This window comes from Azospirillum sp. VT-I1, from assembly GCF_055698305.1.
Map to the genome: position 1 here is coordinate 2784695 of NZ_CP168800.1, position 13978 is coordinate 2798672.

At 68.8% G+C, this 13978-nt stretch carries 16 protein-coding genes, 1 other RNA gene and 1 pseudogene; 17 read left to right on the forward strand and 1 reads right to left on the reverse strand.

The features are described from left to right. Nucleotides 1-26: 26 nt before the first annotated feature. Nucleotides 27-2021, reverse strand: a complete 1995-nt coding sequence (gene tkt / locus AB8P05_RS13420; RefSeq protein WP_472758288.1) for a transketolase — start codon at nucleotides 2019-2021, stop codon at nucleotides 27-29. A gap of 398 nt (nucleotides 2022-2419) precedes the next feature. Here tkt and AB8P05_RS13425 point away from each other — a divergent pair, with 398 nt between their 5' ends. From AB8P05_RS13425 to pal, 17 genes and pseudogenes are all read left to right on the forward strand, one after another. Further along, nucleotides 2420-2644, forward strand: coding sequence for a hypothetical protein (locus AB8P05_RS13425; RefSeq protein WP_472758289.1), 225 nt, complete (start codon nucleotides 2420-2422; stop codon nucleotides 2642-2644). Between the two features lie 4 nt (nucleotides 2645-2648). After that, nucleotides 2649-2957 carry a cell division protein ZapA gene (locus AB8P05_RS13430; protein WP_391347757.1) on the forward strand — a complete coding sequence of 103 codons (309 nt, stop codon included), beginning with the start codon at nucleotides 2649-2651 and terminating at the stop codon, nucleotides 2955-2957. A 14-nt stretch (nucleotides 2958-2971) separates the two neighbouring features. Beyond that, a non-coding RNA gene (ssrS, locus tag AB8P05_RS13435) (6S RNA) lies at nucleotides 2972-3135 on the forward strand. A 35-nt stretch (nucleotides 3136-3170) separates the two neighbouring features. Further along, nucleotides 3171-3749, forward strand: coding sequence for a 5-formyltetrahydrofolate cyclo-ligase (locus tag AB8P05_RS13440; protein ID WP_472758290.1), 579 nt, complete (start codon nucleotides 3171-3173; stop codon nucleotides 3747-3749). Between the two features lie 22 nt (nucleotides 3750-3771). Then, the gene (locus AB8P05_RS13445) at nucleotides 3772-4596 is read left to right on the forward strand and encodes a TIGR00282 family metallophosphoesterase (protein ID WP_455171246.1); all 825 of its coding nucleotides are present in this window, start codon (nucleotides 3772-3774) and stop codon (nucleotides 4594-4596) included. Nucleotides 4597-4625: 29 nt separating this feature from the next. Continuing rightward, a complete protein-coding gene (locus AB8P05_RS13450; protein ID WP_472758291.1) occupies nucleotides 4626-5105 on the forward strand; it encodes a DUF29 domain-containing protein in 480 nt (159 codons plus the stop codon). Nucleotides 5106-5286: 181 nt separating this feature from the next. Beyond that, nucleotides 5287-6039: a YebC/PmpR family DNA-binding transcriptional regulator gene (locus tag AB8P05_RS13455; RefSeq protein WP_455171247.1), complete on the forward strand. Its 753-nt coding sequence runs from the start codon at nucleotides 5287-5289 to the stop codon at nucleotides 6037-6039. An 81-nt stretch (nucleotides 6040-6120) separates the two neighbouring features. Next, nucleotides 6121-6585, forward strand: a pseudogene (gene ruvC / locus AB8P05_RS13460) (crossover junction endodeoxyribonuclease RuvC); the annotation flags it as partial. A gap of 189 nt (nucleotides 6586-6774) precedes the next feature. After that, nucleotides 6775-7179 carry an endonuclease domain-containing protein gene (locus AB8P05_RS13465; protein ID WP_472759350.1) on the forward strand — a complete coding sequence of 135 codons (405 nt, stop codon included), beginning with the start codon at nucleotides 6775-6777 and terminating at the stop codon, nucleotides 7177-7179. Beyond that, nucleotides 7176-7802: a Holliday junction branch migration protein RuvA gene (gene ruvA, locus AB8P05_RS13470; RefSeq protein ID WP_472758292.1), complete on the forward strand. Its 627-nt coding sequence runs from the start codon at nucleotides 7176-7178 to the stop codon at nucleotides 7800-7802. Before AB8P05_RS13465 ends, ruvA begins: the two co-directional genes overlap by 4 nt. Further along, complete coding sequence (ruvB, locus tag AB8P05_RS13475; RefSeq protein WP_472758293.1) at nucleotides 7799-8872, forward strand: Holliday junction branch migration DNA helicase RuvB; 1074 nt, start codon at nucleotides 7799-7801, stop codon at nucleotides 8870-8872. Before ruvA ends, ruvB begins: the two co-directional genes overlap by 4 nt. After that, nucleotides 8865-9347, forward strand: a complete 483-nt coding sequence (gene ybgC / locus AB8P05_RS13480; RefSeq protein WP_472758294.1) for a tol-pal system-associated acyl-CoA thioesterase — start codon at nucleotides 8865-8867, stop codon at nucleotides 9345-9347. The genes ruvB and ybgC overlap by 8 nt, the downstream gene beginning before the upstream one ends. A 59-nt stretch (nucleotides 9348-9406) precedes the next feature. Continuing rightward, the gene (gene tolQ, locus AB8P05_RS13485) at nucleotides 9407-10141 is read left to right on the forward strand and encodes a protein TolQ (protein WP_472758295.1); all 735 of its coding nucleotides are present in this window, start codon (nucleotides 9407-9409) and stop codon (nucleotides 10139-10141) included. Nucleotides 10142-10144: 3 nt separating this feature from the next. Beyond that, nucleotides 10145-10627: an ExbD/TolR family protein gene (locus tag AB8P05_RS13490; protein WP_455171253.1), complete on the forward strand. Its 483-nt coding sequence runs from the start codon at nucleotides 10145-10147 to the stop codon at nucleotides 10625-10627. A 16-nt stretch (nucleotides 10628-10643) separates the two neighbouring features. After that, nucleotides 10644-11846, forward strand: a complete 1203-nt coding sequence (locus AB8P05_RS13495) for a hypothetical protein (RefSeq protein ID WP_472758296.1) — start codon at nucleotides 10644-10646, stop codon at nucleotides 11844-11846. Between the two features lie 2 nt (nucleotides 11847-11848). Beyond that, nucleotides 11849-13201: a Tol-Pal system beta propeller repeat protein TolB gene (tolB, locus tag AB8P05_RS13500; RefSeq protein WP_455171255.1), complete on the forward strand. Its 1353-nt coding sequence runs from the start codon at nucleotides 11849-11851 to the stop codon at nucleotides 13199-13201. Nucleotides 13202-13351: 150 nt separating this feature from the next. Beyond that, entirely contained in the window at nucleotides 13352-13822 is a 471-nt protein-coding gene (gene pal, locus AB8P05_RS13505; RefSeq protein WP_044549598.1) for a peptidoglycan-associated lipoprotein Pal, read from the forward strand. Nucleotides 13823-13978 lie beyond the last annotated feature (156 nt).

The window sequence follows — 13978 nt, forward strand, 5'->3', positions numbered from 1 at the left end:
TCGGCTGGACGCCCCTTCGGCTTCTCTCAGAGACGCGCCTTTACGGCGTCCACGACCGCTTCGGCGGTGATGCCGAAGTGCTTGTACAGTTCCTGATACGGTGCCGATTCGCCGAAGCCGGCCATGCCGACGAAGGCGCCCTTGTCGCCCAGCCAGCGGTCCCAGCCCAGACGGATCGCAGCCTCGACGCCGACGCGCACGCCGGTGCCGAGCACCGATGCCTTGTACGCATCGTCCTGACGCTCGAACAGTTCCCAACTCGGCATAGACACAACGGCGGTGCCGATACCCTGGGCCTGCAGGGCCTTGCGGGCCTCCATCGCCAGCGACACTTCCGAACCGGTGGCGAGGATCGTCGCCTTGCGCTCGCCCTCGGCCTCGGCCAGGACGTAGGCGCCGCGGGCGGACAGGTTCTCCGCCGTGTGCTCGGTGCGCAGGGTGGGGACGTTCTGTCGGGTCAGCGCCAGCACCGACGGGCTGCCGGTGGCCTCCAGCGCGATCTGCCAGCATTCGGCGGTCTCGACCGCGTCGGCCGGGCGCAGCACCAGCAGGTTCGGGATGGCGCGCAGGGCGGCCAGATGCTCCACCGGCTGGTGGGTCGGGCCGTCTTCGCCGAGACCGATCGAATCGTGGGTCATCACGAAGATCGAGCGCTGCTTCATCAGCGCGGCCAGACGGATCGACGGGCGGCAGTAGTCGGCGAACTGCATGAAGGTGCCGCCGTAGGGGATGACGCCGCCATGCAGCGCCATGCCGTTCATCAGCGTCGCCATGCCGTGCTCGCGAACGCCGTAGCGGACGTAGCGGCCGGCGAACTCGCCCTTGCCCTTCACGTCGGCGGTGTTCTTGACCTTAGTGTTGTTCGACGGGGTCAGGTCGGCGGAGCCGCCGATCATCTCCGGGATCGCCGGGACCAGAACCTCCAGCGTGTTGCCGGACGCGACGCGGGTCGCCCAGCTCGGCTTGTCGGCGCTGACCTTCTCCTTGAAGGCGACGATGGTCTCGGTCAGGGCGGAGGGCACGCCGCGGGCGAAGGCCTCGTCGAACGCCTTGCCGGCGGCCTCGGTCAGGCCGGCGCGGCGGCCGGCCCAGGCGGCATGGGCGTCGGCGCTGCGGGTACCGGCGGCGCGCCAGGCGGACAGAACCTCGTCCGGAACGATGAAGGGCTCATGGGTCCAGCCGATGGCCTCGCGGGTCGCGGCGACCTCGTCGGCGCCCAGCGGCGAGCCGTGGCAGCCGTGGGTGTTGGCCTTGTTCGGGGCGCCCTTGCCGATGATGGTGCGGCAGGCGATCAGCGTCGGCTTGTCGGTGGAGGTCCGCGCCTGCGCGATGGCCTTCGACACCGCGTCGGTGTCGTGGCCGTCGACGGCGATGGTGTTCCAGCCGTAGGAGCGGAAGCGCGCCTGGGTGTCGTCGGTGAAGCTGAGGTCGGTCGAGCCGTCGATGGAGATGTGGTTGTCGTCCCACAGCACGATCAGGCGGTTCAGCCCGAGATGGCCGGCCAGCGAGCAGGCCTCGTGGCTGACGCCCTCCATCAGGTCGCCGTCCGAGGCGATGACGTAGGTGTAATGGTCGATCAGCTCGTCACCGAAGCGGGCGTTGGTGATCCGCTCCGCCAGCGCCATGCCGACGGCGGTGGAGACGCCCTGGCCCAGCGGACCGGTGGTCATTTCGATGCCCAGGCTGGGATCGACTTCCGGGTGGCCGGGGGTCAGGCTGTGCAGCTGGCGGAAGCGCTTGATCTCGTCGATGGTCATCCGCTCATAGCCGGTCAGGTAGGCCAACGAGTAGATCAGCATCGAGCCGTGGCCGGCCGACAGCACGAAGCGGTCGCGGTCGGGCCAGGACGGGTTCTTCGGATCGAACTTCAGGTACTGGGTGAACAGCACCGTGGCGACGTCCGCCATGCCCATCGGCATGCCGGGGTGGCCGGACTTCGCGGCCTCGACCGCGTCCATGGAGAGCGCGCGGATCGCGCTGGCCATCGTGTGGAGGGAGGGCTGGGCGGAGGCAGCGGACATCTGGCGTTTCCTGCGGGTCGGGCGCGGTTGCGGCGTCGGCAACGGTGGTTGCGCGGTCGCCGGATGAGGCGCCGCGAAACGGGCGCACCATGCAGAACCGCCGTCCGCAGGTCAACATGGGAATGGGGTAGGAAATGGCATGGCAGTGGCCCCTCTTCCGTGTGAGATGTTTCCCGCGGGATACCGTCGCTGCATCCGCGTGTCCGATGCGGCCTTCCGTCACGCCCTGGTATTCGGTATGGGCTTTCGGTGGAAGATGCCGTCGTGACGGTTGACGCGGTCGGCGTGCCGGCCCAACTCTATGCGCTCCGATAAGGCAGCGGCTCGGCTTGGCGAACAGCCGGTCCGGGTCCGCTGCCCCGCGAACATGACGTGCCCACAGGTCGAGGTTGACGTCCATGGATTCCCTGAAAGCCGCTCTCGACCGTCTCGGCCGCTCCGTCGACCGGCTGGAACATGCCGCGGCGGCCCGCGAGGAGCGGGTCGGCCGGCGCGAGCAGGACCTGTCGCAGGCGCTGGAAACCGCGCGGGCCGAGCGGGCGACCGCCCAGGCCACCGCCGAGGCGGTGTCCCAGCGGCTGGAGGTCGCCATCGCCCGGCTGCAACATGTGCTGGAGAGCTGACGCCATGGCCCAGGTCGACATCGAAGTGAACGGCCGTTTCTATCGCATGCTGTGCGAGGACGGGCAGGAGGGGCGGCTGCGGGAACTGGCGGCCTACGTCGACGACCGGCTGCGCCGGCTGACCGGCGGCGGCCGCAGCGGGTCGGAGGCGCAGATGATGCTGATGACCTGCCTGGTGCTGGCGGACGAGCTGCAGGACGTGATGTCCGGCAAGGGGATTGCCCCCGCCGTGGACGAGGCCGCAGTGGTCGGCGAACTCGATCGTGTCGCAAAACGCATCGAAGAGGTTGCCGCGCGGCTCGAGCGCGCCTAGATTGGTACACGGAAGGACCGCTGCCTGGTTCGACAGGCTGCAATAATCCCCAGGGCCGATAACCTTGATCTCTAGGGAGCTGTCCCTGTCCGGCCCATCGGGCCGGGTACACGGCGCCCACCTGCTCATGCAGGCCATGGAGGATAGGCACATGGCCACCGGCCGAGGCGGCCCCTTCCACCCTCTTTCCTCCCCCTCCGCACGCAGTCCGCGATGACCGATCCGCAAGCCAAGGACGCCGCCCGACGCGAGGCGCGCGCCCGGCGCGACGCCGTCGCCGACCGCCCCGCAGCCTCCGCCGCCGTGTGCCGCCGCATCGCCGAGCTGGCGGCGGACGGGCACCTGCCGCGGGGGGCCGTCGGCGGATATTGGCCGCTGGGCTCCGAACTCGACGCGCGGCCGGCTTTGCTCCATCTTAAACGGCTCGGCCATCCGGTTTCCCTGCCGGTCTCGGGTCCGCGCGGCACCGCGCTGGTCTTCCGCGGCTGGGATCCGGAGGCGCCAATGGCCGCCGGCCGCTACGGCATCCAAGAGCCGGCGGAGGGGCGTGCCGTGCTGCGCCCGTCGCTGCTGCTGGTTCCGATGCTGGCCTTCGACCGCCACGGGCATCGTCTGGGCTACGGCGCCGGCTATTACGACCGGACGCTGGACGGCCTGCGGGCGAACGGTGCGGTCCTGGCGGTGGGCGTGGCCTTCGCGGCGCAGGAGATGCCGGCGGTGCCGGTCGACCGTTATGACGAGCGGCTGGACTGGATCGTGACGGAGCGGGAAACGCTCCGCATTCATAAGTGAGATCAGCGGGAAGGTTGGGGCGATGCGGATTCTGTTCTTCGGCGACGTGGTGGGCCGGGCCGGGCGAGATGCGGTGCTGGCGCACATGCCGATGCTGCGCGAGCGGCTGGACCCCGACCTGACCGTGGTGAACGGCGAGAACTCCGCCGGCGGCTACGGCGTCACCGTCAAGATCGCCGAGGAGTTCTTCGCCGCCGGAATCGACGTGGTGACGCTGGGCAACCACACCTGGGACCAGAAGGAACTGGTCGGCACCATCGAGCAGCAGCCGCGCATCATCCGTCCGCTGAACTACCCGGAGGGCACGCCCGGCCGCGGATTCGTCCTGTTGCAGGCGCGCGGCGGGCGCAAGGTGCTGGTGGTGAACGTGCTGCTGCGCCTGTTCATGGAGCCGATGGACGATCCCTTCGCCGCGGTGGACCGGGTGCTGAAGGCGCATCGCCTGGGGCCGGGGGGCGTCGATGCCGTGCTGATCGACATGCATGGCGAGGCGACCAGCGAGAAGATGATCATGGGCCATTTCTGCGACGGCCGCGCCTCGCTGGTGGTCGGCACGCACAGCCATGTGCCGACCGCCGACCATATGGTCCTGCCGAAGGGCACCGCCTATCAGTCCGACGCCGGCATGTGCGGCGACTACGACAGCGCCATCGGCATGAAGAAGGAGGTGGCGCTCGCCAAGATGGTGCGCAAGCTGCCGACCGAGCGGCTGTCGCCAGCGGAAGGGGAGGGCACCGTCTGCGGCTGCTACGTCGAGACCGACGACCGCACCGGGCTGGCGGTCCGCATCGAACCGTTGCGCATCGGCGGGCGGCTGAGCCAGACTTTGCCGGAGCGGATGCAGTAAAGCCTAAACAGCATCGGGGGCGCGGTCCCATGGGTTTCCAGGCCAAGCACGACAAGGACTTCTACGCCTGGGCGATGGAGCAGGCGGCGCGGCTGCGCGAGGCCGCGGCGTCGGGAACCAACCTGCCGCTGGACTGGGAGAACCTTGCCGAGGAAATCGAGAGCATGGGGCGCAGCGATCGCCTGGAGGTCACGTCCCGGCTGGCCCGCATCGTCGAACATCTGCTGAAGCTGGAACTGTCGCCGGCCGACCGGCCGCGCAACGGGTGGAGACGGTCGGTGATCCAGCAGCGGACGGCGCTGGGCCGCGTGCTGCGCGACAGTCCCAGCTTGCGGGCCAAGCTGGATGAATTCCTGCCCAACGCCTGGGCGGATGGGCGGCAGGATGCGCTGTTCGGGCTGGAAGCCGACGGGCTGTTCGACCGCGACCTGCCGCGCGAATGCCCGTATCGCCTGGAAGAACTGCTCGATCCCGGTTTCTGGCCGGACAATCAGCACGGGCTGCAGTAGAGCCCTGCGGCGCAGGCTTGAGCGGGAGCGGGGCCGCCGCAATCTCGCCATATTGACTTTCTAATCCCGTGGGTGTCGTCTCCCGCGCCGAAAAGGTGCGGTGGGGCGGCAGACCTGTTACATGTGTCGTGCGCTCACCCCGCCCGATTGACCATCTTCCGTTTCGAGGCTCGTTCGACCCATGGCCGGTCATTCCCAGTTCAAGAACATCATGCACCGCAAGGGCGCGCAGGACGCCAAGCGGTCCAAGATCTTCAACAAGCTCGCCCGCGAGATCACCGTGGCCGCCAAGGCCGGCCTGCCGGACCCGGCGGCCAACCCGCGCCTGCGCGCCGCCATCCTCGCCGCCCGCGCCCAGAACATGCCGCGCGACCGCATCGACCGCGCCATCAAGCAGGGCACGCCCGGCGGCGGCGACGACGCGAACTACGAGGAGGTGCGGTACGAGGGCTACGGTCCCGGCGGCGTCGCCCTGATCGTCGAGGCGCTGACCGACAACCGCAACCGCACCGCTTCGGAAGTGCGTTCCAGCTTCACCAAGTACGGCGGCAGCCTGGGCGAGACCAATTCGGTCAGCTTCATGTTCAACCGCGTCGGCGCGATCTATTACCCGGCCTCGGCCGCGGATGCCGACGCCATGTTCGAGGTGGCGCTGGAGGCCGGTGCCGACAACGTCGAATCCGACGAGAACGGCCATGAGGTGACCAGCACGGTCGAGAATTTCGGCGCCGTGCGCGACGCGCTGGAGGCCAAGTTCGGCGGCGCGGAGAGCGCGCGCCTGACCTGGCGTCCGCTGAACACCGTCGCACCAAGCGAGGATGCCGCGGCCAGCCTGCTGAAGCTGCTGGACGTGCTGGAGGACAACGACGACGTCCAGGTGGTCGAAGGCAACTTCGACATCTCCGACGAGCTGATGCAGAAGCTGACTGCGTAACATCGACGCGGGTCTTGCAGGCGGAGTGCGGGTGCCGTGTTTGCGCGGGCAGGACGAACTGATGCGACGATGCCTTCGCCGGTGCGGTTGCTGGGGATCGACCCCGGCCTTCGCCACACCGGCTGGGGCATCATCGACGTGGCGGGCAACCGCCTGAGCCACGTTGCCGACGGCGCGGTGCATTCCGACGATTCCTGCCCGCTGGCCGAGCGTCTGGTGCAGCTCCACGACGCTCTGTCTGCGGTGGTGGAGCGCTACCGCCCCGACGAGGCGGCGGTGGAGGAGACCTTCGTCAACAGCAACGCGGTCTCGACGCTGAAGCTGGGGCAGGCCCGCGCCGTGGCCCTGCTGGTGCCGGCCCAAGCCGGGCTGGCGGTGGCGGAATACGCCAACAACATGGTCAAGAAGGCGGTCGTCGGCCAAGGCCGCGCCGAGAAGGCGCAGGTCCAGACGATGGTGCGCCTGCTGCTGCCCGGCTGCGAGATCGGCACGCCGGACGCTGCCGACGCGCTCGCCGTGGCGATCTGCCACGCGCATCATCGGGCGAGCTGGACGATGTGGCGGAAGAACGCCGATGCGCCGCGGCAAACTCGGAATCCCCTCTCCCCCCGGGGAGAGGGCAGGGTGAGGGGACGCGCGGCGGCCCGCAACCAAGAATCCACGCAGTGCTTCCCCCTCACCCCAACCCTCTCCCCGGGGGGAGAGGGGGATGTGCCCCTGGGGAAAGTGGGGGACATGGCGCGGGTTGCGAAAGCCAAGCCCACTGAATACATAACGGATCGTGCGCGCGACCTGCGGATGAACGCCACGGATGTGGAAAAGATCATCTGGCAGAAGCTGCGCAATGCCCAGCTCGGCGCTAAATTCCGGCGGCAGGAGCCGATCCTCGGCTTCGTCGCCGACTTCGTCGCCCATGACCATCGCCTCATCATCGAACTGGACGGCGGCCAGCATGCCGAGCAGCGCGCCGCCCATGACGAGAGGCGGTCGCGCATGCTGGAGCAGGCCGGCTTCCGCATCCTGCGCTTCTGGAACACCGACGTGATCGACAACCTTGACGGCGTGCTGGAGACCATCCGCGCGCGTCTCGAAGAGACCTCCATTCTTCGCAGCCAGCCCTCGGGCCGGGAGTTCCCATGATCGCCAAGCTGACCGGCATCGTCGATTCCACCGGCACCGACTGGGTCGTGCTCGACGTGAACGGCGTCGGTTACCTTCTGTCCTGCTCCAACCGCACGCTGTCGCGGATGGTGGCGGGAGAGCGCGTGTCGCTGGTGGTGGAGACCTTCATCCGCGAGGAACGCATCGTCCTGCACGGCTTCGGCGATCAGGCGGAGCGGGAGTGGTTCAAGCTGCTGACCACCATCCAGGGCGTCGGCGCCCGGCTGGCGCTGTCCATCCTCGGCGTGCTCGACCCCGACCAGCTGACCCGCGCCATCGCCTCGCAGGACAAGACCGCGCTGGTGCGCGCCGACGGCGTCGGGCCGAAGGTGGCGGCGCGCATCCTGAACGAACTCAAGGACAAGGTCGGCAATCTGGCGCTCGGCCCCGCGGCGACCGCGGGTGCGCCTGCCGGCAAGGGTGCCCCCGCTGCCGTTCCGGGCGCCAGCCCGGCGCTGGCCGACGCGGTGTCGGCGCTGGTCAATCTCGGCTATGGCCGGTCGGAAGCCTTCGGCGCGGTCGTCGCCGCCGGGCGGGTGCTGGGCGATGACGCCGGCGTGTCCGATCTGATCCGCCAGGGCCTCAAGGAACTGAGCCAATGAGCGACCCCAATTCCGACCGTCTGGTCCAGCCGGGCCAGGGCCACGGCGATTCGGCCGAGGCGTCGATCCGTCCGCTGTCGCTCGCCGAGTTCATCGGCCAGCGCCAGGCGCGCGAAAACCTGTCGATCTTCATCCAGGCCGCCCGCTCCCGCAACGAGGCGCTGGACCATGTGCTGCTGTTCGGGCCGCCAGGGCTGGGCAAGACCACGCTGGCGCAGATCGTGGCTCGGGAGCTGGGCGTCGGCTTCCGCGCCACCTCCGGTCCGGTCATCGCGCGGGCCGGCGATCTGGCGGCGCTGCTGACCAACCTCCAGCCGCACGACGTCCTCTTCATCGACGAGATTCATCGCCTTAATCCCGCCGTGGAAGAGGTGCTCTATCCCGCCATGGAGGATTTCCAGCTCGACCTCATCATCGGCGAAGGCCCGTCGGCGCGGTCCATCAGGATCGACCTGCCGCCCTTCACCCTCGTCGGCGCCACGACGCGCAGCGGCCTGATCACGCGTCCCCTGCGCGAACGCTTCGGCATTCCCGTGCGCCTGCAGTTCTACGAGCCGGACGAGTTGGAGCTGATCGTGCGCCGCGCCGCCGGGGTGCTCGGCATGGGCATCACGCCGGAGGGCGCCCGCGAGATCGCCAACCGGTCGCGCGGCACCCCGCGCGTGTCGGGCCGGCTGCTGCGCCGGGTGCGTGATTTCGCCGCAGTGGCGGGCGTCGAGGAGGTCGACAAGCGCGTCGCCGACGCGGCGCTGACCCGGCTGGAGGTCGACCGGCTCGGGCTGGACAGCATGGACCGCCGTTACCTGGGACTGGTCGCCAACAATTACGGCGGCGGGCCGGTGGGGGTGGAGACGCTCGGCGCGGCGCTGGGCGAGCAGCGCGACGTGCTGGAGGAGGTGGTGGAACCCTACCTGATCCAGCAGGGCTTCCTGCAGCGCACCCCGCGCGGGCGCATGCTGACCGACCAGGGCTTCCGCTATCTCGGCCTCAACCCGCCGAACGCGCCGGCCCGGCAGCTCGACCTGCTGGACCGGGTGCCGGATCCGACGGAAGGGGATGGCGATGAGTGAGCGCGTCGCCTCCCTTTCGGGATGGTTCGCCGAGGACGGCACGCACCGCTATCCGCTGCGGGTCTATTACGAGGACACCGACGCCGGCGGCATCGTCTACCACGCCAACTACCTGCGCTTCGCGGAGCGGGCGCGGACGGAGATGCTGTACCTGATGGGCTTCCGTCAGAAGGAGATGGCGGAGGGTTCGGGCGATGTCACAGGTGTGTCATTTGCGGTACGGCGCCTGACCATTGATTTTGACGCGCCTGCCAAGCTGGAGGACACGCTTGAAGTGGAAACCCGAATCGTCGATATCCGCGGTGCCTCCTTCGCAGTTGCACAAGTCATCCGCCGCGACGGTCGCGTGCTGGCGCGCGCCGACCTGCAGCTGGTGACGATCAACCGCGCCGGGCGGGCCGTGCGCCTGCCCGATGCGGTGAAAGCGGCGATGGAGACGCTGCATGCTAAGCAAAGCTTCTCTCCAATAGCCTGATTTTTCACGTATTTCCCTTCCCACCCCGTGCCAACAGCGCAAACGCGAGACTGACTGCGATGGACGCCCTGCAAACCGCCCAACTGGCCGGCAACGCCGCCGCCACGACGGCACATGAGATCACCATGCTCGGCCTGTTCTGGCAGGCCGATGCGGTCGTCAAGATCGTGATGCTGATGCTCATCGTCGCCTCGGTCTGGTGCTGGGCGATCATCATCGAGAAGCTGATGCGCATCCGCCGCCTGAACGCCCAGGCCGACGCCTTCGAGGAGGCGTTCTGGTCCGGCGGCTCATTGGACGCGCTGTACGACCGCATCGGCCAGTCGCCGGCCGATCCGATGGCCGCGACCTTCGCCGCCGGCATGCGCGAATGGCGCCACGCCGCCGACCGCGGCATCGCCGGCACCATGAAGGGCTCGCTGCAGCAGCGGGTGGAGCGGGTGATGGCGGTGACCATCGGCCGCGAGATGGCGCGGGCCGAACGCTACATGACCTTCCTGGCCTCGGTCGGCTCGACGGCCCCCTTCATCGGCCTGTTCGGCACGGTGTGGGGCATCATGAACTCCTTCACCTCCATCGCCGGTTCGGGCAACACCAGCCTCGCCGTGGTGGCGCCCGGCATCGCCGAGGCGCTGTTCGCCACCGCCATGGGTCTGCTGGCCGCCATCCCGGCGGTGCTGTCCTACAACAAGTTCTCCACCGACCTCGGCCGCTACGCCGACCGGCTGGACACCTTCTCGGGCGAGTTCTCGGCGATCCTGTCCCGCCACCTCGAGGAGCGGGGAGCCGCCTGAACCATGGCCGGACAACTCGCAGGCAAGACCCACGGGCGCGGCAAGCGCCGGGGCTATCGCGCGATGGCCGAGATCAACATGACGCCCTTCATCGACGTCATGCTGGTCCTGCTGATCGTCTTCATGGTGGCCGCCCCGATGCTGACCGTCGGCGTGCCGGTCGACCTGCCCAAGACCAACGCCGCCCCGCTGGAGCAGCAGAAGGATCCGCTGTTCGTCACCGTGCAGACCGACGGCCGCGTCTTCGTGCAGGAGACGCCGGTGGAGCTGACCAACATGGTGCCGCTGCTGATCGCGGTGACCAACAACAACCCCGAGGCCCGCATCCTCGTCCGCGGCGACGCCAAGATCGCCTACGGCAAGATGCTGGAGGTGATGGGCACCATGAGCGCCGCCGGCTTCAAGAAGGTCGGCCTGGTCGCCGAGATGCCGAACGGTGCGACCGCGTCCGGCGCGCGGGTCGGCGCACCCAAGCCGGCGCGTTGAGGCGGGCGGAACTCCCATGCGCAAGCCCCTGATCGCCTCGGCGGTGCTGCACGTCGCGCTGGTCGCGCTGATGGTGCTCGGCATGCCGCCCAGCGATCGCAAGCTCGAAATCGCCTCCTCGATCCCGATCGAGATCGTCGACGTCGGCGAGATCACCGAGGCCGCCCGCGTCGAGAAGGGTGAACCGAAGCCGGCCGCCAACGCCGCGCCGCGTCCGCCCGTGCCCGAAGCGAAGCCCGCCCCGCCGGCCCCGGAACCGCCGGACGAGGAGGACGAACCGCCGCCTCCGCCGCCGCCGCCCACCAAGACGCCGGAGCCGCCGAAGGTCGCGCAGGTGCCGCCGCCCCCGCGCGAGCCGACTCCGCCGCCCAAGCCGGCCCCGACGCCCCCTCCGCCGCCGCCGCCACCCCCGCCGCCTCCGCCCCCGGATCCGGCGCCGTCGCCGACTCCCAAGCCGCCCGAGCCGCCGAAGCCTGAGCCTCCGAAACCGGAGCCGCCCAAGCCCGAGCCTCCCAAGCCGGAACCGAAGAAGCCCGAGCCCCCGAAACCGGAACCGCCCAAGCCGGAACCGCCGAAGGTCGAGCCGAAGAAGCCGGAACCGCCAAAGGAGCCGCCCAAGGAGGTAGCGAAGGCGGAGCCGCCGAAGGACGCCGCCAAGGCCGATCCGAAGAAGACGGAGGCTCCGGCCAAACAGCCGGAGAAGCCGTCGGCCAAGACCGACCCGCTGTCCGACCTGCTGTCGAACGTCGGGAAGATCAAGCCGTCGGACAACCCGAAGGCGGACGGCAAGGCATCGGCCAGCGCCAACAGCGACGCCAAGCCCAGCCAGAAGACCGCTTCGGCGGCGCCGGCCGGGGCGGCAAAGGCGACGAACGGCCCCGACCGGCCGTTCAAGCCGTCCGGCCGCGCGCTCGACGCCATCCGCGGGCAGCTGAGCAAGAACTGGAACTTCGACAGCGGCCGCAAGGACGCCGCGTCGATGCAGATCGAGATCCACGTCGAGGTCGGCCGCGACCACAGCGTGGTCCGCGCCTGGATCGACGACAAGTACCGGTCGCGCTACATGTCGGACGCCGCCTTCCGCGCGTCGGCCGACGCCGCCGTTCGCGCGGTCAAGCGGTCGAGCCCGCTGGAGTTGCTGTCCAGCGAGTTCACGCCGGACACCTACGAAAGCTGGCGCTACATCGTGTTCAATTTCGACCCGAGGGACATGTTCTGACCATGACGACGAAGACGAGGCTTCTGTTGAAGCTGGCCGGGGCCACCGGCGCGCTTCTCCTCTCCCTCGGCGTTGCCGCTCCGCAGGAGGCGCGCGCCGAGTTGCGCATCGACATCACGCGGGGCGTGTCCGAGCCGCTGCCCATCGCGATCACCAGCTTCGCCGGTTCGGGCGGGCGCGACGCCCAGATGGGCGCCGACATCTCCAAGGTCATCTCCGACGACCTGGAGCGCTCCGGCCTGTTCAAGCCGCTGGATCCGCGCGGCTTCCTGCAGACCCCGGACCAGCTGCGCACCGGCGAGCCGCGCTACCAGGACTGGAAGGCGCTGGGCGCCCAGGCGCTGGTCGCCGGCAACACCACCACCGGTGCCGACGGCCGCATGAAGGTCGATTTCCGGCTGTGGGACGTCGCCGCCGGCCAGTACATGCAGGGGCTGAGCTACAGCGCCTCGCCGCAGGAATGGCGCCGCATCGCCCACATCGTGGCCGATGCCATCTATAAGCGCCTGACCGGCGAGGATGGCTATTTCGACACGCGCATCGTCTATGTCGCCGAATCCGGCCCGGCGAACGCGCGCAAGAAGCAGCTGGCCATCATGGACCAGGACAGCGCCAACCATCAGTTCCTGACCGACGGGCAGACGCTCGTCCTGACGCCGCGCTTCTCGCCGACGTCCCAGGAAATCACGTACATGTCGTACTTCAACAAGAAGCCGCGCGTGTACCTGTTCAACATCGACACCGGCCGCCAGGAGGTCCTGGGCGACTTCCCCGGCATGACCTTCGCCCCGCGCTTCTCGCCGGACGGCAACAAGGTCATCATGTCGATGGCGCAGAACGGCAACACCGACATCTACACTCTGGACCTGCGCACCCGCCGCCAGACCCAGCTGACCGACGCGCCCGGCATCGACACCGGTCCCAGCTATTCGCCCGACGGACAGCGGATCGTCTTCGAATCGGATCGCGGCGGCACGCAGCAGCTCTACACCATGAACGCCGACGGGTCGGGCGTGAAGCGGCTGACCTTCGGCGAGGGCCGTTACGGTACGCCGGTGTGGTCGCCGCGCGGCGACCTGATCGCATTCACGCGCCAGCGTGGTAGCAGCTTTGCAATCGGTGTAATCCGTCCGGATGGGACGGGGGAACGAATCCTGACCGAAGCCTTCCACGTCGAAGGTCCCACTTGGGCACCCAACGGCCGAGTCATCATGTTCTTCAAGGACTTGCCGTCGGGCGACGGGCGCGGCCGCAATGCCAAGCTGTACAGCATCGACATCACCGGCGCCAACGAACGCCGCGTCAGCAGCCCGGTCGATGCGTCGGACCCCGCGTGGTCGCCCTTGATTCCCTAGTGGAGTAGCCCTATTTTGCGGCCACGCGAGAGCAATGCTCAAGACTTGGGTTGGACGTCGTCTTTTCGTCGGGGCTTGGCGGAAAGAAGCGGCTCTCGCGCCGATAATTGTCCGACCACTCAACAAGTTTCGTTCAAGGGGTCCCTGAACATGCGTATGAAGTTCCTCGCTCTCGCCGCGGTTGCTCTGCTCGCCGCTTGCGAATCCACTCCGAACGACGCCGCCAACGGCGCGAACACCGGTGCTCAGCAGTCGTCGGTCCGTCCGGGCTCGGCGGAAGATTTCGTCGTCAACGTCGGCGACCGCGTCTTCTTCGGCCTGGACCGCTACGACCTGTCGCCGGAGGCTCGCGCCACCCTGGACCGTCAGGCCAAGTGGCTGCAGACCTACGGCTCGGTCACCGTCACCGTCGAGGGCCATGCCGACGAGCGCGGCACCCGCGAGTACAACCTGGCCCTGGGTGAGCGCCGCGCCAACTCGGTGAAGAACTACCTGGCCGCCAAGGGCATCACCCCGAACCGCGTCAATGTCGTGTCCTACGGCAAGGAGCGTCCGGCGGTGGTCGGCTCGAACGAGGCCGCCTGGTCGCAGAACCGCCGTGGCGTGACCGTCGTCAACTAATGACGCCGGTCCCCGCCTGACGGGGAATGGAGACAAGGCGCCGCCGCCGGGCAACCGGTGCGGCGCCTTTTCTTTGGCGGCGGAGAGTTCCGGCACGGGCATAGGACGATGGCGGTTCTTTGCGCCGCCGCGAAACTTCTGCTAAACAGCGGCCAT